Source organism: Kitasatospora sp. NPDC088264 (assembly GCF_040685715.1).
Lineage (GTDB): Bacteria > Actinomycetota > Actinomycetes > Streptomycetales > Streptomycetaceae > Kitasatospora.
Map to the genome: position 1 here is coordinate 75,110 of NZ_JBFBIR010000022.1, position 21,335 is coordinate 96,444.

General features: G+C 72.6%; 19 protein-coding genes. 6 read left to right on the top strand and 13 right to left on the bottom strand.

What is annotated here, in order from left to right; all coding sequences use genetic code 11:
* Positions 1 to 29: 29 nt before the first annotated feature.
* Both AB0O82_RS19280 and AB0O82_RS19285 read right to left on the bottom strand, forming a co-directional pair.
* Positions 30 to 2,600: an FtsX-like permease family protein gene (locus AB0O82_RS19280; protein WP_363585132.1), complete on the bottom strand. Its 2,571-nt coding sequence runs from the start codon at positions 2,598 to 2,600 to the stop codon at positions 30 to 32.
* A gap of 3 nt (positions 2,601 to 2,603) precedes the next feature.
* On the bottom strand, positions 2,604 to 3,338 hold the full coding sequence (locus AB0O82_RS19285; RefSeq protein WP_063351478.1) for an ABC transporter ATP-binding protein: 735 nt from the start codon (positions 3,336 to 3,338) through the stop codon (positions 2,604 to 2,606).
* 298 nt (positions 3,339 to 3,636) lie between these two features.
* Here AB0O82_RS19285 and AB0O82_RS19290 point away from each other — a divergent pair, with 298 nt between their 5' ends.
* On the top strand, positions 3,637 to 4,905 hold the full coding sequence (locus tag AB0O82_RS19290) for a sensor domain-containing protein (RefSeq protein WP_363585134.1): 1,269 nt from the start codon (positions 3,637 to 3,639) through the stop codon (positions 4,903 to 4,905).
* Entirely contained in the window at positions 4,893 to 5,537 is a 645-nt protein-coding gene (locus tag AB0O82_RS19295) for a response regulator transcription factor (protein WP_350880992.1), read from the top strand. The genes AB0O82_RS19290 and AB0O82_RS19295 overlap by 13 nt, the downstream gene beginning before the upstream one ends.
* Before the next feature lie 70 nt (positions 5,538 to 5,607).
* On the opposite strand, the gene AB0O82_RS19300 is transcribed toward AB0O82_RS19295, so the two are convergent.
* The 5 genes from AB0O82_RS19300 to leuC are packed head-to-tail and all read right to left on the bottom strand — an operon-like array spanning position 5,608 to position 11,276.
* On the bottom strand, positions 5,608 to 6,906 hold the full coding sequence (locus tag AB0O82_RS19300; RefSeq protein ID WP_363585136.1) for an MFS transporter: 1,299 nt from the start codon (positions 6,904 to 6,906) through the stop codon (positions 5,608 to 5,610).
* Between the two features lie 29 nt (positions 6,907 to 6,935).
* On the bottom strand, positions 6,936 to 7,964 hold the full coding sequence (locus AB0O82_RS19305; protein ID WP_363585138.1) for a TauD/TfdA family dioxygenase: 1,029 nt from the start codon (positions 7,962 to 7,964) through the stop codon (positions 6,936 to 6,938).
* A complete protein-coding gene (locus AB0O82_RS19310; protein ID WP_363585140.1) occupies positions 7,961 to 9,160 on the bottom strand; it encodes a pyridoxal phosphate-dependent aminotransferase in 1,200 nt (399 codons plus the stop codon). The genes AB0O82_RS19305 and AB0O82_RS19310 overlap by 4 nt, the downstream gene beginning before the upstream one ends.
* Positions 9,157 to 9,840 carry a 3-isopropylmalate dehydratase small subunit gene (leuD, locus tag AB0O82_RS19315; RefSeq protein ID WP_363585142.1) on the bottom strand — a complete coding sequence of 228 codons (684 nt, stop codon included), beginning with the start codon at positions 9,838 to 9,840 and terminating at the stop codon, positions 9,157 to 9,159. The genes AB0O82_RS19310 and leuD overlap by 4 nt, the downstream gene beginning before the upstream one ends.
* A 35-nt stretch (positions 9,841 to 9,875) precedes the next feature.
* Positions 9,876 to 11,276 carry a 3-isopropylmalate dehydratase large subunit gene (leuC, locus tag AB0O82_RS19320; protein WP_363585144.1) on the bottom strand — a complete coding sequence of 467 codons (1,401 nt, stop codon included), beginning with the start codon at positions 11,274 to 11,276 and terminating at the stop codon, positions 9,876 to 9,878.
* Between the two features lie 329 nt (positions 11,277 to 11,605).
* Here leuC and AB0O82_RS19325 point away from each other — a divergent pair, with 329 nt between their 5' ends.
* The 4 genes from AB0O82_RS19325 to AB0O82_RS19340 all read left to right on the top strand — a co-directional run bounded on the left by AB0O82_RS19325 (position 11,606) and on the right by AB0O82_RS19340 (position 15,229).
* The gene (locus AB0O82_RS19325) at positions 11,606 to 12,025 is read left to right on the top strand and encodes a hypothetical protein (protein ID WP_363585146.1); all 420 of its coding nucleotides are present in this window, start codon (positions 11,606 to 11,608) and stop codon (positions 12,023 to 12,025) included.
* 819 nt (positions 12,026 to 12,844) lie between these two features.
* Complete coding sequence (locus AB0O82_RS19330) at positions 12,845 to 13,369, top strand: hypothetical protein (protein WP_363585148.1); 525 nt, start codon at positions 12,845 to 12,847, stop codon at positions 13,367 to 13,369.
* 359 nt (positions 13,370 to 13,728) lie between these two features.
* Positions 13,729 to 14,292, top strand: coding sequence for a winged helix-turn-helix domain-containing protein (locus AB0O82_RS19335; protein WP_363585150.1), 564 nt, complete (start codon positions 13,729 to 13,731; stop codon positions 14,290 to 14,292).
* Between the two features lie 217 nt (positions 14,293 to 14,509).
* Positions 14,510 to 15,229 (top strand): ATP-binding cassette domain-containing protein, encoded by a 720-nt coding sequence (locus AB0O82_RS19340; RefSeq protein WP_363585188.1) that lies wholly within the window; start codon positions 14,510 to 14,512, stop codon positions 15,227 to 15,229.
* Positions 15,230 to 15,542: 313 nt separating this feature from the next.
* On the opposite strand, the gene AB0O82_RS19345 is transcribed toward AB0O82_RS19340, so the two are convergent.
* From AB0O82_RS19345 to AB0O82_RS19370, 6 genes are all read right to left on the bottom strand, one after another.
* A complete protein-coding gene (locus AB0O82_RS19345; protein ID WP_363585152.1) occupies positions 15,543 to 16,304 on the bottom strand; it encodes a hypothetical protein in 762 nt (253 codons plus the stop codon).
* A complete protein-coding gene (locus tag AB0O82_RS19350) occupies positions 16,301 to 16,954 on the bottom strand; it encodes an RNA polymerase sigma factor (protein WP_363585154.1) in 654 nt (217 codons plus the stop codon). The genes AB0O82_RS19345 and AB0O82_RS19350 overlap by 4 nt, the downstream gene beginning before the upstream one ends.
* A 171-nt stretch (positions 16,955 to 17,125) precedes the next feature.
* Positions 17,126 to 18,133, bottom strand: a complete 1,008-nt coding sequence (locus AB0O82_RS19355; RefSeq protein WP_363585156.1) for a hypothetical protein — start codon at positions 18,131 to 18,133, stop codon at positions 17,126 to 17,128.
* The gene (locus AB0O82_RS19360) at positions 18,130 to 18,495 is read right to left on the bottom strand and encodes a PadR family transcriptional regulator (protein ID WP_363585158.1); all 366 of its coding nucleotides are present in this window, start codon (positions 18,493 to 18,495) and stop codon (positions 18,130 to 18,132) included. The genes AB0O82_RS19355 and AB0O82_RS19360 overlap by 4 nt, the downstream gene beginning before the upstream one ends.
* A 44-nt stretch (positions 18,496 to 18,539) precedes the next feature.
* Entirely contained in the window at positions 18,540 to 20,510 is a 1,971-nt protein-coding gene (locus AB0O82_RS19365) for an ATP-binding protein (protein WP_363585160.1), read from the bottom strand.
* Complete coding sequence (locus tag AB0O82_RS19370) at positions 20,500 to 21,261, bottom strand: response regulator transcription factor (protein WP_363585162.1); 762 nt, start codon at positions 21,259 to 21,261, stop codon at positions 20,500 to 20,502. Before AB0O82_RS19370 ends, AB0O82_RS19365 begins: the two co-directional genes overlap by 11 nt.
* Positions 21,262 to 21,335 lie beyond the last annotated feature (74 nt).

A 21,335-nucleotide genomic window follows, 5' to 3' on the forward strand; every position in this document is an offset into this window, starting at 1 on the left:
GGGTCGGTGTGGCAATGGTGCGGGCGGAGCTACTCGCGCAGTCCGATGGCCTCCACCGGGCGGGCGCGCAGGGCGAGCTTGGTCGGCACCAGAACGGCCGCCGCGGCCAGGGCCGAGGTCGCCGCCACGATCGCCAGGTAGAGCAGCGGAGGAATGTGCGGAACCAGGGACCCGGTCAGGCCCATGCTCACCGTCATCAACGGCACGATGGGCACCAGACTGCCGACCACCACCGCGATCAGGATCAGCATCAGCGTCTCGGTGCGCATCATCCGCATGACCTGTTCGGGGGTCGCGCCCACCAGCCGCAGCAGCGCGAACTCCCGTGCTCTGGACAGCGTGGTCATCACCAGGGTGTTGGCGACGGCCACCGCGATGTACCCGAAGACCAGGACCAGCGGCAGCGCGCTGCCGAACAGGTTGGCCGTGCCGGCCTTCTCCTGGGCGGCGGACAGGCCGCCCTTGTCCTGGACGTGCACCCCGGGGTAGCGGTCGTTGAGCCCGGTGAGCTCCCCGATCACCTTCTTCTTGTCGGCGCCGTCCTTGGCCCGCACCAGCACCGAGTCGTACATCCGGCGCGAACTGTGCTGGAGCACGGTGTCGTAGGACAGGGTGATGTCGCCGAAGCCCAGGCCGCGCTTGTACACGGCGATCACCTTCGGCTCCAGCGTCTGCCCGTCGGGCATGTGCACCTTGATCTGGCCGCCGACGTTGGCGCCGAGCGTGGCCGAAGCCCCGCTGCTGATCGCCACCGTGTCCGTGGACAGGTTGTCCAGGGAGCCCTCGGAGACGTCCAGGTCGACGACCCGGCTCAGGTTGCCCGGGGTCAGCCCCTGCGCCTTGTAGTCGAAGATCTCCGGCGAGCCGAGCATCTTCGTCGAGGCGAACAGGTCCACCCGCACCGTCCCGGCCGCGGCGTCCACCCCGTCCAGGCCGGCGATGAACTTCGGCGCGGTGACCGGCAGGCCGCCGGACTCGCTGGTCACCGTGTAGTCGGCGACGACGCCCGCCTGGGCCTGCGCCTCGGCCGCACCCGACGTGGTGGTCGGGATGAACAGCTGCACCGAGGCGAAGCCGATCGCCAGGATCAGCGGGCCGATGCCGGCCGCCAGCCGCCGGGCGTTGGCCCGGGTGTTGGCCACGGCCAGGAACCCGAGGGTCCCGAACCGGCGCTGGAACGGCGCGGCCATCAGTCTGGTCGCCTTCGCCACCACCGGCGGGGCCAGCATGAGGATCGCGATCACCATGATCAGGCCGCCGCTGCCGGCCGCGGCCACCGCGAAGATGCTGCCGAAGAACAGCGGCAACAGCGACGCGCAGAAGCCGAGGACGAACAGCAGGATCCCGATGGCCACCCGGGCGCCGCCGATGCCCGGCTGCTCGGTCTGGGCCTCGCTGAGCGCCTCCACCGGCCGGATCGACACCACCCGGCGGGCCACCGCGAACGCCGCCACCTGCGCGGCGATCACGCCGATGCCGACCGCGGCGATCGCCGGGATCGGCCCGTAGGAGAACTCGAAGTCGTCCGGCAGGATACCGATCGCGCCGAGCGCCCCGCGCAGCACCCCGGCGGCCAGCATGCCGGGGAAGCAGCCCAGGATCGAGGCCACCAGCGAGATCACCAGGGCCTCGCCCGAGATCATCTTGTGGATCTGCTTGGGCGTCGCGCCGACCGCGCGCAACAGCGCCAGCTCGCGCCGGCGCTGGTGCACGCTGAGCGCCAGGGTGCTGCCCACCACCATCATGGTGATCAGCACGACGGTGCCGCCGAGCGAGCCCGCCAGCTCCTTCAGGCTGCCCCGGGCCGAGGCGACGTCCGGGTTCTCGACGCTGCTGCGCCCGTCACCGGTGTAGACGTCGATCGCGGAGCCCTTGAGCGCCTTGTCGATCCGGTCGCCGAGCTTGCCGGCGTTGGTGTCCTTGGGCGCCAGCACGCCGATGGCGCTGACCTGGTCGGTGCGGCCGAACAGGGTGCGCGCCTCGTCGTCGGAGAAGAACACCGGCGGGGTGCGCAGCGCACCGCCGCCGCCCTTGTAGGTGACGATGCCGACGACCTTGTACGAGCTGGCGTCCCGGGTGGAGGCGATCTTGACGCTGTCGCCCACCTTCACCTTGCGGTGGTCGGCGACGGACTTCTCCAGCACCACCTCGCCGGCCCGCTTCGGCTCGTCGCCGTTGCGGTCGTACGGGCCGAGCGCGGCCGCGCCCCAGTTGGTGCCGTTGGACGTCCGGTCGTCGGCGCCCTTGACCAGCTCCTCGCCGTCGTTGGAGACGACCTGCGCGGGGAAGGTGAGCACCGGGACGGCCTTGTCGACGCCCTCGGTCCTGGCGACCTTGTCGACCAGGTCGATCGGGACGCCGACGGCGTCCTTGAGGTCCTTGGACTTGCTCTTCTTGGCCTCGTGGACCGTGAAGTGCTTCTGACCGCCGACCACGACCGCAGCGCCGGAGTAGCGCTGGACCGGCACCCCGTTGCCGATGCCGGACTGCAGGATGATTCCGAAGGCCGTGACGAGCACGGACGCGCCGAACAGGGCGACGAACGCCCCGACGAACCCGGCCTTACGCTCCTTGACGGTCTGTACGACGAGCCTGAACACGCCTCACCACTCCCCCAGCCGGGTCATGCGCTCGGCCACCCGGTCCGGCGTGGGATGCGTCATCTCCTCCGCGTAGCTCCCGTCCGCGAGGAACACCACGCGGTGCGCGTAGGAGGCGGCGATCGGGTCGTGGGTCACCATGATCACCGTCTGTCCGAGGCTGTCCACGACCTCGCGCAGCAGCGTCAGCACCTGCTTGGCGGTGCGGGTGTCCAGCGCGCCGGTCGGCTCGTCCGCGAAGACCACCTCGGGCCGCGCCGCCAGCGCCCGGGCGATGGCCACCCGCTGCTGCTGGCCGCCGGACAGCTCCGAGGGCCGGTGGCTCATCCGGTCGGCGAGACCCACCTGCGTCACGACCTGCTGCAACCACTGGTGGTCCGGCTGGCGGCCGGCCAGCATCAGCGGCAGGGTGATGTTGTCCGCGACGGTCAACGCTGCCATCAGGTTGTACGCCTGGAAGATGAAGCCGACCCGCTCCCGGCGCATGATGGTCAGATCGACCTCGCTGAGCTGCGCCAGTTCGGTACCGCCGAGCACCACCGAGCCGGCGTCCGGGCGGTCCAGCCCGGCGGCGCAGTGCAGGAAGGTGCTCTTGCCCGCCCCGGACGGGCCCATCACCGCGGTGAAGGTGCCCCGGGCGAAGGCGAGGGACAGATCGCGCAGCGCGTGCACGGCCCCGGCGCCCTTGCCGTACGTCTTCCGGACCCCGTCGAGGCGGACGACCCAGTGAGCGTCCAGCGCGGCACTGCCGTCCGGTCGCGGCGGCGCCGCGTACTCCTCCTCCGCGGCCGCGCCCTGGAACTCCTCCGTCCGCGCTCCGCGTCCCTTTCTGCTCACTTCCGGCCTCCACCACTCGCACGCACTACTTGACGTTCACGAAGGTAAGTCCTGGAGCAGGTACGGAACCAGGGCACGAACTGGAGAGTCGATGGTGCAGAAAAGTGCCACCCACCGCCGCATTTGGGACGGTGGTAGGGTGATCGGGATGACGACTCGGAGGGTTTTAGGAGCCGTGCGCGCCCCCAGCATTGCCGAGTTGCGACGCTTACAGCCCGAGCAGTGGGTCCGCCAGACGGTGATCCGTTTCCCTCCGGCCGCGGGCTACGTCCTGCTCTGCCTGATGACCGGACTCGCCGGGCTGCTGCTGTTCTACCTGATCGCCATCATCTTCGCGCTCTGCCTGGTCGGAACGGGCTTCCTGCTGCTGCCCAGGACACTGCGGGTGCTGCGCAGGTACGCCGAGGTCCACCGCCGGTGGGTCGGCCGGCTGCTGGAGACCGAGGTCCGCACGCCCTACCGCGACCTGGAGCCCGGCCGCACCGGCCCCCGCAAGCCCTCCCTGCGCGACCCGGCCGTCCGCAAGGACCTGCTCTGGGTGATCACCCACGGCGTCGTCGGCTCGGCCCTGTGCATCTTCGCCCTGAGCATCTGCGGCAACGCCTTCAACTGGCTGTCCGCACCAGTGTGGTGGAAGCTCGCGTCGGGCGAGCGCAACTCGATCATCCTGATGAACGTCGACTCGTGGCTGAAGTCCTTCGTCGCGGTGTTCATCGGCATCGGCTACGCCGTGGTGGCGATGGCCGCGATGCGCGGGCTGGCCCTCGTGCACGCCCGGATGTCCCGCCGGCTGCTGACCGCCCGCCCCCGGGTCGCGCTCGCGCAGCGGGTCCGCGAACTCTCCGTGACCCGCGCCGAGGCGCTCGACGCGCACGACGCCGAACTGCGCCGGATCGAACGCGACCTGCACGACGGGGCGCAGGCCGGCATCGTCGCCGTCTCGCTGCGCCTCGGCATGATCAAGCGCGCGCTCGGCCAACGGCCCGAGCAGGTCCCGGAGATGGTGGACGCGGCCCAGAACCTCGCCGAGCAGGCGTTGGAGTCGCTGCGCCACCTCGTCCGCGGCATCTACCCGCCGGTGCTCGCCGACCGCGGGCTGACCGACGCCGTCCGGGCGCTCACCGCGCTGTGCGGGGTCCCGACCCGGATAGACATCGACGAGTCGGCCGGCGCGGCGCCCCGCGCGCCCGCCGCCGCCGAGGCCGCGGCCTACTTCGTGATCTCCGAGGCGCTCACCAACATCACGAAGCACAGCGGGGCGCGCAGCGCGCTGGTGTGGCTGCGGATCGCGTCGGACGCCATCTCGATCAGGGTCGAGGACGACGGCAAGGGCGGCGCCACCGAGGGCACGGGGAGCGGGATCCTCGGACTCCGGCGCCGGGTCGCCGCCTTCGACGGCACCACCGACCTGTTCAGCCCGCCCGGGGGCCCGACCGTACTGAAGGTGGAGATTCCATGCGGATCCTGATCGCCGAGGACAACGCCCTGCTCCGTGAGGGGCTGGTCCTGTTACTGAACAGCGAGGGGCACGAGGTGTGCGCCACCGTGGACAACGGGGACGACCTGCTGCCCGCGTTGCTCGCACACCGCCCGGACGTCGCCGTGGTGGACGTCCGGCTGCCGCCGACGTTCCGGGACGAGGGCCTGCGCGCCGTCGTCGAGGCGCGCAAGCAACTGCCCAACCTGCCCGTCCTGGTGCTCTCGCAGTACGTCGAACGGGCTTACGCGACGGAGCTGCTGGCGCAGAGCGCCTCCGGGGTCGGCTACCTGCTGAAGGACCGGGTGGGGCGTGCCGAGGAGTTCCTGCTCGCGCTGGAGCGGGTCGCCGACGGCGGCACCGCGATGGACCCGGAGGTCATCTCGCAGCTGATGGTCCGCCGGGCCGGCGACGACCCGCTGTCCTCGCTGACCCAGCGCGAGCGCGAGGTCCTGGCGCTGATGGCGGAGGGGCGCAACAACGGCACCATCGCCGAGATGCTGTTCATCGCGGAGAGTTCGGTGAACAAGCACATCGGCAACATCTTCGCCAAGCTGAACATGCCCACGCCGGACAGCGGCCACCGCCGGGTGCTCGCCGTGCTCACCTACCTGCGGGCCTGAACGGCCGAAGGAAGACACGCGGAGAGGGGCGGCGCCGGTCGGGCGCCGCCCCTCCTGCGTGTCTCCCTCCTCAACTCCCGGACGGGTGCTCCCGGTTGTCGGGCAGGGCGGGGAAGGCACGGACCGCGGGGGTGACGGCCACGCCGAGTGCGATCAGCAGGAACGCCGCCGCACAGCTCAGGACGGTGGGCACGGCGTGCACGGTCTCCAGCAGCAGCCCGCACAGCAGCGGGCCGAGCGCCGCGCCCGCGCCCATCGAGACCCCGATCAGGCCGGCCAGCCGGCCGCGCATCTCATCGGGGGTGACCATCATCTGATGACCGGCCACCAGGGCGGTGGCGGTGGGCGCGAGGAACGCGGTGGCCCCCAGCACCAGCCCGGCCGGCCAGCCGGTCGGCACCACCGCGAGCAGCGGCACCAGCACCGCGGAGGCCCAGGTCAGCACCATGAGCGCCGTGAACGGCGAGAGCGAGCGGCGCAGCCGCCCGGCCGCCAGCGCACCCGACACGCCGCCCGCGCCGACCAGGGCGCCGATGGCGCCGACCTCGGCACCGGACCGCCCGTCCTGCTGGGCCATCACCACCACGGCGATCAACAGGCCGCTGAACACCAGGTTGAAGGCGGTGCCGAACAGCACGGTGGCCCGCACAGCCGGGTTGCCGCGCAGCCAGCGCAGCCCCGACGCCATCGCCTGCAACGCCCCCTCGGTCCGCTCCGCGTCCCCGCCCTCGCCCTTGCCCTCGGGCGACGGCGCCGGCGCCGGCACCGGCACCGGCGCGGGCGCGGGCAGCCGCAGGAACAGCAGCGTGACGAAGGCGATCGCCGAGGTCACCGCCTGGGCGACGAACGGCAGCAACCGCTGGACGCCGTACAGGAATCCACCGATCCCCGGACCCACGATGGTCGCGAGGTAGTAGCGGGCGGTGTTGCGGGTGACGGCGTCGGCGAGTTGCGAGGACGGCACGACGCTCGGCAGCAGCGCCTGGTCGGCGGTGCCGAACAGCGAGGTGCACACCCCTTCGACCACCGCCACCACCACGATGGCCGCCAGCGGCGCGTGCCCGATCGCCACCAGCAGCGCGAGCAGGCCCAGCGCCACGGCCCGCCCGAACTCCGAGACCAGCATCAGCGTCTTGCGGCTGACCCGGTCCGCCAGCGCCCCCGAGGGAAGCGCCGAGAGCGCCCGCGACCCGGCGATCGCGAACTCGGCCAGCGAGGCCTCGAAGGCGGAGCCGCCGAGCCCGAGCACCAGCAGCGGGTACGCGATCAGCGTGCCCTGCGCCCCCAGCTGGGAGACCATGTTCGCGGTCCACAGCACGTTGTACTCGCGGTTGCGGGACAGCGGCGGCGGGCCCGGCTCGGCTGCCACGGCGGCATCGGCCGTCGTACTGCCCGAGGTCACTGCGGCGAGGTCGGCAGCGCCACCGCGGGCGCCGACGTCCGCTCCACCGGGCGGAGTTCGGACCACGCGTGCGCCCCGGCCATGCTGACGAACAGGTCGCGCGGCGGCACGAAGGGGGCCCGCCCGTGCGCCACGCTGATGTTGTCCACGATCAGGACCTCACCGGTGTGCACGTTGACGTCGATCTGCTGCGCCCGGTAGGCGGCCTGGAGCTGCCGGACGACCTCGTCCGGGATCTCGCTGCCGTCCGCGTAGAAGGTGTTGGTGGGCATCCCCCACGGGCCGTACTCCTCCAGCAGGAAGTCGGCGACGTCCTCGCGCAGGGTGCGGGCGTGGAAGAAGGTCAGGTGGTTGAACCAGGAGCGGACGCCGGTCTCCGGGTGGGTGGAGACGGCCCAGCGGAGCTGACGGGTCCTCAGGTGGTTGCGCTCCAGCCACTCCAGCTCGATGCTGTTGGCGTCGCAGTAGGCCTTGACCTCGTCCGGGTCGCTGGTGCCGAACGCCTCCTGCCAGGAGAGGCCCAGGCCGGGGCGGAAGTTGCGGACGAGCAGGTAGCCCTCGCGCTCGAACCGCTCGGCGGTCTCCCGGGGCAGCCCGGCGTGCAGGGCGCGGCAGTCGGCCAGCAGGCTGGCGCCGCCGTCCGGCGACTCCTGGCGGCAGAAGAAGAACAGGTAGCGCGGGACGTTCAGGTTGTACGACTGCTCGGTGTGGAGGAAGATCTCCTCGGTCGCCGGGTGGTCGGTGGCCGTGAACACCCCGGGGTGCAGCTCGGTGCGCGGCGAGGAGCGCTCGGTGTAGTCGAGCGGCCGGCCGACGACGGCGTTGACGAAGGTGTCCAGCTCCGGCCACTCCTGCCAGTCGAAGCCGCTGAGCACGACCGCGCCGTGCTCGGTGATCCGCTGGCGGATGAACTCCCCCTGCTCCTTGCCGAGGTCGACCAGCCGGTTGCCCGCGGTCTCGGCGGTGATCCCGAGGACCAGTCCGTCGTGCCGCGCTTCGGTCGAGATGCTGATGGCGGTTGTCACGGAGTGACTCCCTTCTGCGGGCTGCGGGCGCGAAGCCGCTCGGCAGCGGTGTCGAGGGTCTGGAGTGGACGGTTGAAGGCGATCCGGACGTAGCGCTCGCCATCGGCCGGATCGACGAAGAACGAGGTGCCCGGCGCCACCAGCACACCGGTCTCGGCGAGCAGCGTGCGGACGAAGCGCGGGCTGGGCTCGTCGGTCAGCCCGTCGATCCGGGCCAGCACGTAGCAGCCGCCGGCCGGGGGCGTGAAGTCGAATCCGGCGTCCCGCAGCAGGGTCACCGTCCGGTCGCGCCGCTCACGCATCCCCGCCGCGTGGTCCCAGCGCTCCGGCAGCAGCAGGTCCGCGTTGGCCGCGGCGTGCTGGAGCGCGGCCGCCGCGCCGCCGGTGGTGGCCACGTGCACCTTGCGCAGCAGGGCGGTGAGCTCCGGCGCCGCGCGCAGGAAGCCGAGCCGCCAGCCGCTGATCGCATGGCTCTTGGAGAGGCTGCCGACCACCACGGAGCGGTCTGCCAGGCCCTCGATCTCGGCGACCGAGCGGTAGCCGGCCGACTCGTAGACGTACCCGGCGTACACCTCGTCCGAGATCACCACGGCGCCCCAGCGCCGGCACAGCTCGGCGAGCAGGTCGAGGGTGCCGCGCTCCAGGACGACGCCGGTCGGGTTGGCCGGGCTGTTCACGATGACGGCGCGGGTGCGCGGTCCGAAGGCCGCGGCCAGCTCGTCCGGGTCGACGCTCCAGTCGGGCTCCCGCAGCCGGACCGGGCGCGGGCGGGCGCCGGTGAGGGCGATGGCGCTGAGGAAGTTCTCGTAGAAGGGCTCGAACACGATCACCTCGTCGCCGGGGTCGACGAGCGAGAGCAGGGCGACGGCCAGCCCCTCGCTGCCGCCGACGGTGACGGTGATCTCGGAGCCCGGGTCCGGGGCGCCGGGCAGGGCCGCGGCGATCCGCTCGCGCAGCAGCGCCAACCCGGCCGGATCCTGGTACTGGTGGACGCCGGCGCGCAGCGCGGCCACCGCCGCCTCGACCAGCCCGGGCGGCGTGTCGGGGTAGGCCGGGGTGCCCACCGCCAGGTCCACGGTGTTCGGGGGCAGCCCCTCCAGCAGCAGCGCGGCCAGCCCCCCGCCGGGCAGCCCGGCCACCCGCTCGGCGCCCAGGGCGCGGCGGGCCGGGGTGTCATGGTGCGTGGTGGCGCTCATCGGCTCACTCCCGCGGCGTCGGTCCGGAGCCGCTGTTCGGTCTGGAGCGGCGCTTCGCCCCGGAGCCGCTGTTCGGCCCGGTCGAAGGCGCCGCGCGGGATCTCGGGCAGCCAGGACGGGCGGCCCGCCTCGTACGCCTCGATGTCCCCGCTCCTGAGCAGGGTCTCCGCGATCACGTCCTGCCCTTCGAGCAGCCGGGCCCGGGCCCGCGCGTCGACCGTGAACGGGTGCTCGCCGCCCGGCCGGCGCAGCAGGCCGGCCCGCAGGTCCACGGTGAGCCGCAGGCCCTCGGCGGACTCCGCGAGGTCCATCAGCTCCTCGACCACGGGGGTCGGCAGGTCGACCGGGACGAGGCCGTTGTTGAGGGCGTTGCGGCGGAAGATGTCGCCGAAGCCGGTGGCGACGACGGCGCGGAACCCCCAGTCGCGCAGCGCCCAGACGGCGTGCTCGCGGGAGCTGCCGATGCCGAAGTCCCGGCCGGCCAGCAGGACCGTCGCGCCCGCGTGGCGCGGCTGCTCCAGGACGAAGCCGTCCTCGGCGCGCCAGCGGGCGAACAGCGCGTCCTCGTAGCCGCTCTTGGTGACCCGCTTGCAGTACTCCGCGGGCAGGATCTGGTCGGTGTCGACGTCGTCGCGGCGCAGGGCGACCGCGCGACCGTGGTGTTCGACGAAGGGTTCCATACTCAGCTGTCCTCTCTCCGGCCGGGCCGGCGCTGTCAGGCCAGGTCGGCCGGGGCCGCGAGCCGCCCGGCCACCGCCGTCGCGGCGGCGACCGCGGGCGACACCAGGTGGGTGCGGGCCCGCGCCCCTTGGCGGCCTTCGAAGTTACGGTTCGAGGTGGAGGCGCAGCGCTCGACACCCTCGAGACGGTCGGTGTTCATCCCCAGGCACATCGAGCAACCGGGCAGCCGCCACTCGGCGCCGGCGGCCAGGAAGACCTCGTGCAGCCCCTCCGCCTCGGCCTCGGCCCGCACCTGCATCGAGCCGGGGACGACCAGCATCCGGGTGCCGCCGGCGACGGTGCGCCCGCGCAGCACCCCGGCCGCGGAGCGGAGGTCCTCGATCCGGCCGTTGGTGCAGGAGCCGACGAAGACGACGTCGATCGCGAGGTCCCGCATCGAGGTCCCGGGCCGCAGGCCCATGTAGGCCAGCGCCTTCTGCGCCGAGGCGCGTTCGAGCGGGTCGGTGAAGGTCTGCGGGTCGGGCACGGCGGCGGCGAGCGGCACGGTCTGCGCGGGGTTGGTGCCCCAGGTGACGAGCGGGGTGAGCCCGCCCACGTCGAGCACGACCGTCCGGTCGAACACGGCGCCGGGGTCGGTGGCCAGGGTGGACCAGTCGGCGACGGCGGCGTCCCAGTCCGCCCCGGCGGGGGCGTGCGGACGGCCGCGCAGGTACTCCAGGGTGGTCTCGTCGGGTGCGACGATCCCGGCCCGGGCGCCGGCCTCGATGCTCATGTTGCAGAGCGTCATCCGGGCCTCCATGGAGAGCCCGCGCACCACGTCGCCCCGGTACTCGATGAGGTGGCCCTGCGCCCCGTTGGCCCCGATCCGGGCGATCAGCGCGAGGATCATCTCCTTCGCCCCGACCTCCGGGGGGAGTTGGCCGGTGAACTCGACGGCCAGGGTGCGCGGCCGGCCGATCTCCAGGCACTGGGTGGCCAGGACGTGCTCCACGTCGCTGGTGCCGATGCCGAAGGCGAGCGCGCCGAACGCGCCGTGCGTGGCGGTGTGGCTGTCCCCGCAGACGATCGTCATGCCGGGCTGCACCAAGCCGAGTTCGGGTCCGACGACGTGCACGATCCCCTGCCGCCGGTGGCCGACCGAGTAGAGCTCGACGCCCTGTTCGGCGCAGTTGCGGCGCAGCGTGTCCAACTGGACCAGGCTGACCGGGTCGAGCACCGCGGTCGCCGTGGTGGCGACGTTGTGGTCCTCCAGCGCCAGGGTCAGCCCCGGCCGCCGGACGCCGCGGCCGGCCAGCCGCAGCCCGTCGAATGCCTGCGGGGAGGTGGCCTCGTGGGTGAGGTGGAGGTCGATGTAGAGGAGGTCCGGTCCGCCGGGCCGGGACGCCACGACGTGGCGCTCCCACAGCTTCTCCGCGAGTGTCCGTGCTGGGCCCATCGTCGTCCCTCTCTCCCCTGCGCTGTCCGTGCGCCACGGCCCTGGGGCGGAACCCCGGCCACCGCATGCCGTCCCGGCCGTACGGACCTCAGCCTCCATGGCGCCACCCACCGCCCACCACGTCTTTAAGCCGGTGCGAAAACGCCCAGCACAGGCGATCACGTGCACGAAGAAAGGTGCAGAGAACTGCACCTCGGATCGGAAGTAAGCCCCCATGAAATCGGCGGCGCCCGGGTTCAGGATGGAGTCATCGAAGGCGGAACCAACGCCGGGACGACGGGCAGAAGATCATCGGATCCCACGGGACCCAGGGAGGAAGCATGTACCCGATGCGCAGGAGCCACGGGGCCGAACCCGGACGCCGGCGGAGCAGGACGGTCGTGCTGACCCTGGCCGCCGTCCTCCTGGTCGGCGCCGGAACATCCGCCTGCCAGGTCAGTACCAAGGCCGCCGACCGGATCGAGCTGTGCGCGAAGATCTTCGGCAAGACCTTCACCGATCCGTTCCCGGACAACGTGGAGGAGGCCCGCAAGAAGATGCGCGACCGGGCCGACGAGCTCGACGGGCTGGCCAAGCAGGCCGGGGACGACAAGCTCCGCAATGCGATCCAGTCGACCGCCGACAAGATGCGCAACGCCGACATCCGCGAGAAGGGTGCGGTGCGCACCGTGGTCGGTTACATCGGTGAGCAGAACGACCGCATCAAGGAACTGCGCCAGACCTGCCTCGACCACCACGACTACCCGTGATGACTGGGCTTCCGAACCAGCGTCACCGTTGAGCCTCCCAGAGCGCACACGGTGACCACAGACCGGAATCGGTGAACAGGGCACTAACAGTTCCCCCGCCGATTCCCTTGGCCGGGCCCCTCGTTGGGTCCCCCGTCTTCCGGGGGGCCCGGCCGTAAATCTCCCCGTACCAATACAAGCCAGGAGCAGTCATGCCCGATTCGACCGGCTGGAAGCCCACTAAGGAACGCCCGATGTGGCCCTGGGTCGTCCTCGCGGTGGTCGCCGTTGGCGTTCTGATCAACGTGCTTATCACGATCTGACGAGCAGATCGAATCCGCGCCTGAGGAACTTCCGCGCTCTTGGCAGGTAGGCCGAGAGCGCGGACCCACGTCCGGCGCGACTCCGGCCCCACAGACCCCTCTCTCCCCAACCGCCCCACGGGTCACATGACCCCTCAGGGGGCGGTCGAACCGAGTCGAGTCCGCTATCCGGATCAGGTGCAGAGAACTGCACCTTCGAACTGGCGAAGACTCGACTGTCACCCCCCTAAAGCGCCACGTAGCGTAGTCGGTACGGGAACGGGCATGGCCATGTCGAAGATGCGGTCACGCACGATCGACCATCCACCTCACCGTGGATCCCGGCTCCCGACCCGCCTACATCAACGGCATTCATGGGGGACTCGTGCCACGTCTGCACTTCACGTCGGCAAGCCTGTTGAGAACGCGTATCATGCCGACCCCGGACTGGGTCAGCGAATCACTCTTCGCCCTGGACCTGCTCTCTTCCCGGCACCGCCAGGCGAAACGCCGGCTCCGATGGCATAAAACCCGCCCCGTGGGGCCGGCCCGCCGGCTGGGTCCCACCCACCGGCTCGGGTCCACCCAGCGGCTCGTCGAACTCGCCCGGACCATCCGCCCGTTCCCCGACATGGACACCATGGTCCGGCGCGCCCGGCACTCCGGGAACGGCGCCGACCTGCGCCTGCTCCGGGACCTGGAGTCCTTCTACCGCATCATGGTCGCCCCGCACTGGGACGTGATCTCCCTCACCGTCCAGAGCGACCGGAAGAAGCGACTGGAAATCCTCCAGGACTGCGGCGCGCGCAGCCTGCTGAGCACCCTTCACCCGACCGTCCGGCTCTCCACCTGCTCGCTGGAGATACCCGGACAGAACGAGGACGTGCAACTGGAGGAGGTCGGGCTGACCATTGCGCCGTCCTACTTCCTGGCACCCGATTCCCCGGTCCTGGTGGACGACCACACCATTGCCGACGGACCGACGCTCTTCTACCCCATTCTCCCCGACGGACCGAACTGTGCGACCGAGGGCGTGATCGAAGCGGCAGCGATGCCGGCCTGAGACCGATGACCTCCGATCGCGACAGCATCGGAACTTCAAGGGGGAAAACAGCAATGCGACGCATATTCTTCAGTCCGGCGAGCCTGGCCAAAGTATCGTCGGCCGCTCATCTGGATCCGATGCGAGAGGCGCTGTGCGCCCTCGAAACCTTCGCGACGGGCGGCGGAGGCCCCGTCTTCCATTCCTGGCGACGACGGGTCGCGGGTGAACGGGACGGCCGGGCACTGGCCGAACTCGCCCGCACCGTACGACCTTTCCCGGATCTCTACCGAATTCTCGAAAACTCCTCCGCGGCCGGATCCGGGAACGAATTCCGACCGCGGGTTCTGCGCGATCTGGAGACATTCCACCGGATCGCCGTGGAGCCCTACTGGAGCCAGGTGTCGACCCTGCTCGAAGTCGACCGGAACGCCCGGGCCCAGATCATGATGAGCGGCGGCGTCGACCAGTTGCTCAGCACCCTGCACCCGGCGATCCGCTGGCGTCCCCCGGTGCTGGAGGTCCCCGGGACGGGGCACGACATCAAACTGGAGTCGACCGGCCTGGAGATAGCGCCGTCGCTGTTCCTGTTCTCCCGATCGCCGATCCTGGTCGAACAGCAGGGCGACCGGCCCCTGCTGCTGCTCTACCCGATCCCCGTCCCGCGCGACCGGGAGAACCTGTGGGACCCGGCGCCCGACGGCGACCAGGCCCTGGGGGCCCTGCTGGGGCGCACCCGGGCGGCCGTCCTCCAGGTGTTGACGACCACCTGCACCACCACCGAGGTCGGCGAGCTGGTGGGCATCTCCACCGCCGCCGCGAGCCAGCACACCGCCGTCCTGCGGGCGGCCGGACTTATCACCACCCTGCGCTCGCTCAACAAAGTGCACCACACCCTGACCCCCCTGGGCGGGGCTCTTCTTCGTGGGGATCCACTGGTCTGACAATTCGCCCTATACCGACGATTCCCGAAGTAACGCACCCGCAACACACCCCGAGGAGCGATCTCGATCTGACACGGATGGTCTAGGAAAGTGCACCATACATACGGATGCGGGCAGCATGGCCTAAACCCATTACGAGCGAGTAGGTTCTGGGCATGCAAGCACGATGCCTTGTCGCCGCACGCATCATTTACGGAAGCCTGGGAGCGGATTCATGATGGGAGGTGGACCAGCTGAGCGGGAAGCCGCCCCAGACTGTGCCGTCACGCTGGAAAACGTGTCGAAAATCCACCCGGGCACGAACGGTCCCACAGCGGTCCTGCGCGAGTTCTCACTCGGCGTACGAAAAGGCCGCTTCTGTGCCGTCATGGGAGACGAACGCGCCAGCACCACGGCACTCCTGGAGTGCATGGCCGGCGTCACCACCCCGTCCACCGGAACGGTCCACTGGGCCGACGGTGAACGGGGTTCCGTCGGCGCACTCTGGGGCCAACACGAGCCCGTCCACCCGAATGTGACGGTTCGTGAATTCGTCGATCCGGGCGTTTCCGCACTCGGCCGCCGCCAGGCCTGGCAGATCAGTCGGATCACCCGACTGTGGCTCTGGCGGCGGCCGCTCCGGAGGCTGGGCCGGGTCCAGCAGCACAACGCCATGCTGGCCCGGCTGCTGGCCGGCTCCCCGCGCCTGCTGCTGGTCGACACCCCCGGCCACGACGACTCGCCCGAACTCGCCCGCGCCATCGGCGCCTCACTCCGCCGCGCGGTCCGCGCCCTCGACCTCACGGCGGTCCTCGTCACCACCGACCCGGAAGCCGCCGCGTACGCGGACAGCGTCGTCTTCCTCCACCACGGCCGCCTCGCCGACGCCCTCGGTCCCTCCACCCCCGCCGAGATCGCCGACTGCCTCCAGCACCTCCGAAGAGGCTCGACCACCTGATCCGCCCCGTCTTCCCCGGCGCCCCTCTCCCAGGGCGCCCCCGGCGCCCCTTCCCCGGCGCCCCTCGCCCTCCCCGGCGCCCCCCGGTCAAGCGGTGCACAGCGCTTCCCCAGCCGCGGCCCCCGCGCCCCGTGCGTCCTCCGGCGCACCGCGCCGGCGCATCCCGGACCGCAGCCCCGCACCCGCCGGCCCGCCCGGCGACACCCCCCGGCAGGCCCCGGGCGGACACCCCTGCCATCGCCTGCCTCCGCCGGCTACCGCTGCCGCCGCGCACCCGTCGGTCGTCAGCCGCCGGTCGTCAGCCGTCAGCCGCTCAGTGCGGCGGGGTCGGGATCAGGCTCGCCAGGGGGTTGAAGTAGACCTTGGACGGCATGCAGGCCGGGCCCGGGCTCCGCATGAGGCCGGTGTGCATCTCGCGCGAGCTGTGGGCGGGGTCGGTCCCGGCGAAGGGCAGGTAGATGAAGAGCTTGAGGCCGGCCGGGACGGCGCGGGGGCGGACGGTGAGGACGAGCGGGCCGGCGCCCTCCGTATGCATGTCCCAACTGTCCTGGCCCTCCTGGTTGTCCGGGGTCTCCGGCTCGGAGGCGCGGCAGCCGGGCTGGCCGGCGTAGACCCGGGCGGGGATCCCGAACCGGTCCAGGTCGCGCTGCAGTTGGTCCGGGTCCACCGGCTTGTACTGCTCCAGGATGGTGAGTTTGACGAGGTCGTCACCGCCTTCGAGGGTGTACGCGGCGTTGTCGACGCGGCCCAGCGCGTGGCCGGTGCCGTCGGCCGGGTGCTGGGCGTCCTGGTGCTGGGCGTCCTGGTGCCGGGCGTCCGGGGCGGGGCGGCCGGGGCCTGTGGCGAGGAGGGCGCCGACCAGGGCGGCGGCCAGGCCCGCCGGGAGGGCCAGGCGCAGCGCCAGGCTGCGCCGCCGGGCCGTGCGCCGGGAGTTGTCGGTGACGGTGTCCATCAGGTGTTCCTTCAGCAGGAGGTGGCGGCCCGGGGGGAGCTCCGGGGCCGCCGGGGCCGGCAGCAGCCGGACCAGTTCCTCCCGCTCGGTCTGCTCGGACCGGTCCCGGGGGGTGGCGTTCATCGGGTCGTCTCCTTGTACGGCCGGACCGCGAGGTCGCGGTCACCTGCTACCTGTCCGCCGGCGCCCGGGCGTTGCCCACCTCTTCCCGAGCGCGCGGACCGTGACGCGGCGAGCTCCTTCGCCGTCAACTCCCGCAGCCGGGCCCGGGCCCGCGACAACCGCGAGCGGACCGTCCCCACCGGCCGGCCCAGCGCCTCGGCGACGGCCGCGTGGTCCAGGCCCTCCCACACGCACAGCGCGAACACCTCGCGCTCCGCCGGCCGCAGCCGTTCCAGCGCGGCCTTCGCGGCGGCCAGCTCCTCGGCGTCGGCGATCCGACCCGCCAGCTCCCCGGCGAAGTCCGGCATCGCCTCGCGCGGCGGCAGCTTGGCCAGCGCCCGCTGGTGGCGCCGCGCGGCCCGACGGGTGTTGCGGATGACGTTGCCCGCGATCCCCAGCAGCCACGGCCGCAGGCTCTCCCCCTCGGGATCGACCCGCGCGCGCAGCCGCCACGCCTCCAGGAACGTCAGCGAGACCACGTCCTCGGCGACGGCCCAGTCCCCGGTCATCCGCACGGCGTGCCGGTACACCGCCTGGGCGTGGTCCTCGAAGACCAGCCCGAACGCCGCCGCGTCCCCAGCGCGCACCCGGGCGCGTATCGAATTCTCCACACCAGCTCCTGTCCCGCCGCCGCCACCCGTTGCCGTGATCCACGCCACACCGCGCCGGGCCGCCACGCCATCGACGAAGGATCCCCGAGCCCCTTCCGGAAGAAGGGACTCGGGGATCCTCGGACCGGCCGGCCCGACACCGGCGGTCGGTTCGGGGCGCCGCCTCCGCGGTCAGGCCGGCTCGACCGGCTCCGGGTCCCGGGAGGCGGCCAGGGTGCGGCCGAACGCGGCGAGGACGGCGGCGACGGCCAGCAGGCCGACCACGACCGCGAGGTTGCGCCCGAGGTCGGCGAGGTCGCGCGGCAGCGCCCAGTAGTAGGGCGCGGGGAGCATGACCGCCCAGGGGAGGGCGGCCAGCGCCACACCGGCGGCGCGCGGCCGGTCGGGCCGGCGGGCGGCGAAGTGGACGAAGAAGGCGATCGCCATCACCACGGCGGGCCAGGCCGACGACGCGTCGAGCAGCATCTGGGTGCTGCGCGGGAAGATGACCTCGGAGTAGTCCTCCAGGTCGCGCCAGGGCCAGGCGAGGACGAGCGCGCTCATCGGCAGCGCGATGACGGCCGCCGCGACGACCGTCCCGACCCGGGCGCGGACGCGCTGGTCGACGCCGTCGGGCGGGGCGATGAGCAGCGGCACCCCGAGCAGGAGCCAGAGGGGCAGCTGGTGGAGGGACAGGAAGAGCACCCCGGCCGGGTGGACGGCGTAGCCGACCGCGGCGCCGATCCGGGCGAGGACGCCGACCAGCACCAGGAGGCGGGCGGCGCCCCAGTGCCCGAGGCCGGCGCCGAGCAGCGCGAGGACCCAGGGGGCGGCCTGCACCGCGCCCACCGCGGTCGCGGCCGTGGTGTGCAGGCCCATCAGCTCGAAGCGCGTGTCCGCGACGAAGAAGGTCATCACCAGTTGGACGAAGGCCAGCGCCGCCCCTCCGGCCAGCAGGAACGGTGCGGCGCCGGCGAGCGCCCGGCCCGCGGGGTCTCCGGAGCTGAGCCGGGTCCGCAGCCGGGCGGCGTGCGCGGCCAGGGTGACCCACTCGCGCAGCACGGTGCGCCGGTCGGCGCCCTCGACGGACTCGGCGAAGACGGCGGCGATCTCCTCGCCGTGCGAGGCCCGGTAGGCGGCGGGGTAGATGCCGATCAGCGGGAGCCTGCCGGGCAGCGCCCCGGCCTGCTGCGCGGTCATGCCGCACCGCCGCTCAGCCGGAGCGCCCCGAGGCGCGGCCCCCGCCCGAGCGCGAGCCTGCGCTCGGCCTCGACGACTCCGGCCCGCAGCCGTTCCGTCTCCGCGCCCAGGACGTCCCGGCCGTCCTCGGTGAGGGCGAAGGTGCGCCGCATCCGGCCGCCGACGACCTCCTCGTGGTCGATCCGGATCAGCCCCTGCTGGAGGAGCCGGTCCAGCGCGGTGTAGAGGGTGCCGGTGAGCAGCTTGGTCCGGCCGTCGGAGATGGCCAGGACTTCCTGGACGATCGCGTAGCCGTGCCGCGGGGCATCGGCGAGCGCGGTGAGCACGAGCCGCGTCGGCTCCTGTAGTTGACGGTTAGCCATGGCCGTGAGCATAGATCAATGGCAAACATATGTCGATGATTTAGCTATCGGCCTGCTCCACCCCCGTACCCGGCGGCCGTCGGAGCGGGCAGGCGCACGGTGAACACCGAGCCCGCGCCGGGGCTGCTGGCCGCGTGAACGCCGCCGCCGTGGAGCTCGGCGAGCTTGCGGACGATGGCGAGGCCCAGACCGCTGCCGCCGCTCTGCCGGTTGCGGGACTTGTCGGCCCGCCAGAAGCGTTCGAACACCAACGGCAGGTCCGCCTCGGCGATGCCGCCGCCGGTGTCGGCGACCTCGATGAGCAGGGCGTCGGACTCCGTCCGGGTCCGCAGGGTGACCGTGCCGCCCGCCGGGGTGTGCCGGACGGCGTTGGCGACCAGGTTGCCCACCAGCTGGCGCAGGCGCACCGGGTCGGCGAACACCTCGCACCCGGCCATCTCGTACCCGGCCATCTCGTACCCGGCCGGGGCGCCGGCCGTCTCGGGCCCCGTCCGGTCCGCGACCGCCTCGACGACCAGGGCCACGCCCGACGCCTGCGCCCGGGCGCCGTGCGCGGTGGCAACCTGGGCCAACAGGTCCTCGACGTCCACGGGCTCGCGGTGCAGGGCCAGTTCACCGGCGTCGGCGGCGGCGAGGTCCCGCAGGTCGTCGACCAGGTGCTGGAGTTGCAGGGCCTCCTCCAGCAGCGAACTCGTCAAGGCGCCGTCGGCGGTGACGACGCCGTCCTCGACGGCCTCCAGCCAGCCGCGGATGTTGCTGAGCGGGGTGCGCAGCTCGTGCGCGATGTCGCCGACCATCGCCCGGCGCATCTCCTCCAGCTGTTCGCGGCGCTGCGCCATGGCGTTGAAGGCGGCGGCGAGTCCGGCGATCTCGTCGCGACCGGTCGCGGTCACCCGGGCGGAGAGGTCCCCGTCGGTCATCCGCCGGGCAGCGCGGGTGAGCGCGTTCAGCGGCCGGGAGAGCCGCAGGCCAACGATCGTGGTGATCGCCACGGTGACCGCCAGCACCAGCGCGGCGACCTCGGCGACCCGCCCGCGGTGCGGGGCGGACAGCACGGGGGCCTGGTCCGCCGCGCCGGCGGGCGCGCCGACGAACAGCAGCACGGGCGGCGCCACGTACCGGACGAGCTGCTGCCGGCGGGAGTTGGCGAGGCAGGCGGAGATCACCTGCTCCTGCTCCCGGTCGCGGGCCGGGGCCCACTGCAACCCCAGGGACAGCGTCACGGGCCGGATCTGCTGGCGCTCCAGGCAGGCGTTGACGAGCGCGGTGAGGTCGGCGAGGGCGGCGCTCTCGGTGCGGGTCGGGGCGTCCAGCACCAGCGGGGGCGCGCAGCGCACGCCGAGCGGCCGGCCGCCGGGGACGCTCACCACGGGGCGGCCGGCGGCGTCGTCGGTGACGGTCGCCTCGACGCCCAGTTCCGACCGCAGGCAGCCGGCCCGATTCCGCGCGGCCTCCTCCATGGCCGCGCGCTCGGCGGTCGTCAGCCGGAACGGGCCCACGGCACGGGCGTCGATCCGGTCGGCCGGGGCGTCGGGCAGCATGGCGAGGTCGACGGAGAGCGGGTCGACCGTGGTGGTGGGCGTCCGGGGCAGCACCGTCCGGTCGGCGGCGCCCGGGGGCGGTGCCGACGGCGTGGCGGCCGGGGGCGGTGACCCGGGGGCGGTGGCGGGGGTCCCGGAGGTGGCGGCCGGTGACCCGGGTGCGGTGGCCGCGGAGTCGACGACCGGCTCGAAGCGCGGAGTCGTCAGCAGGATGCGCTGCCCGGTGTCGGCGGCGAGCCGCCGCACGGTGCTCTCCGCACCCGTCCAGTCGGGGTGGGTCGCGGCGTAGCCGAGCAGTTCGTGGTAGATCCGGGCCTGGTCCGCGAGGACCTGGCGCTGCTCCTGCCTGATCGCGCCCGTCGTGGTGCGGGCGGTCAGCCAGGCCGTCGCGGCGATCGAACAGAGCGAGACCAGGGCGGAGAGGGCGAGCAGCCGGATCAGCAGGCTGCGGCGCGGCGGGGCGTCACGACGCACCGCGCGGCCCCTCCGCGAGCTTGTAGCCGATGCCGTAGACCGTCAGCAGGCGGGTGGGGCGGCGCGGTTGGGGCTCGATCTTGCGGCGCAGGTTCATCACGTGGGTGTCGACGGTCCGGGTGGTGATGTACCGGTCGATGCCGTGCAGGTGCTCCAGCAGCTGGGCCCGGGTGAAGACCCGGCCGGGCTGGGCGGCCAGCACCTGGAGCAGCCGGAACTCGCCGGGCGTGCAGCTGACGGGCCGTCCGTCGGCGGTGACCTCGTGGCGCAGGGGGTCGACGGTGAGGGCCCCGGCGGTCAGTACGGCCGGGGGCGCGGCGGCGGGCGGCGCGGTCGGCGACAGGGTGGGCGCGGCCGGCGGTGCGGGAGCACCCGGGGTCAGCGGCCGGGACCCGCGGCGCAGCAGGGCCCGGACCCGGGCCACGAGCTCGCGCGGGCTGTACGGCTTGGTGAGGTAGTCGTCGGCGCCGAGGTCGAGGCCGAGCAGCAGGTCCTCCTCGGCGGTGCGGGCCGTCAGCATCAGCACCGGCAGGGCGGATTCGGCACGCAGGGCACGGCAGACGTCGAGCCCGTCCATGACGGGCATCATCACGTCGAGGACCAGGAGGTCCGCCGGGCCGCGCCGGGCCTGCTCCAGCGCGGCCCGGCCGTCGTGGACGACGACCACGCGATGCCCTTCCCGCTCCAGGTACAGGCGGGCCAGGTCGGCCTGCTTGGGATCGTCCTCGGCGACCACGACATGTGCGCACATGAGGATGATCGTAAGTCGCCCTCCGGAAGCACCCCTACCGGTTCCCGACAGCCTCTCGACAAGTTCCTGACATC

What these genes read in the sequence shown, in the direction of transcription:
- AB0O82_RS19325 (WP_363585146.1), top strand. Translation starts at nt 11,606, where the DNA reads ATGCGCAGGAGCCACGGGGCCGAACCCGGACGCCGGCGGAGCAGGACG.
- AB0O82_RS19345 (WP_363585152.1), bottom strand. Translation starts at nt 16,304, where the DNA reads ATGAACGCCACCCCCCGGGACCGGTCCGAGCAGACCGAGCGGGAGGAA.
- leuD (WP_363585142.1), bottom strand. Translation starts at nt 9,840, where the DNA reads ATGGAACCCTTCGTCGAACACCACGGTCGCGCGGTCGCCCTGCGCCGC.
- AB0O82_RS19355 (WP_363585156.1), bottom strand. Translation starts at nt 18,133, where the DNA reads ATGACCGCGCAGCAGGCCGGGGCGCTGCCCGGCAGGCTCCCGCTGATC.
- leuC (WP_363585144.1), bottom strand. Translation starts at nt 11,276, where the DNA reads ATGGGCCCAGCACGGACACTCGCGGAGAAGCTGTGGGAGCGCCACGTC.
- AB0O82_RS19295 (WP_350880992.1), top strand. Translation starts at nt 4,893, where the DNA reads ATGCGGATCCTGATCGCCGAGGACAACGCCCTGCTCCGTGAGGGGCTG.
- AB0O82_RS19370 (WP_363585162.1), bottom strand. Translation starts at nt 21,261, where the DNA reads ATGTGCGCACATGTCGTGGTCGCCGAGGACGATCCCAAGCAGGCCGAC.
- AB0O82_RS19360 (WP_363585158.1), bottom strand. Translation starts at nt 18,495, where the DNA reads ATGGCTAACCGTCAACTACAGGAGCCGACGCGGCTCGTGCTCACCGCG.
- AB0O82_RS19340 (WP_363585188.1), top strand. Translation starts at nt 14,510, where the DNA reads ATGGGAGGTGGACCAGCTGAGCGGGAAGCCGCCCCAGACTGTGCCGTC.
- AB0O82_RS19310 (WP_363585140.1), bottom strand. Translation starts at nt 9,160, where the DNA reads ATGAGCGCCACCACGCACCATGACACCCCGGCCCGCCGCGCCCTGGGC.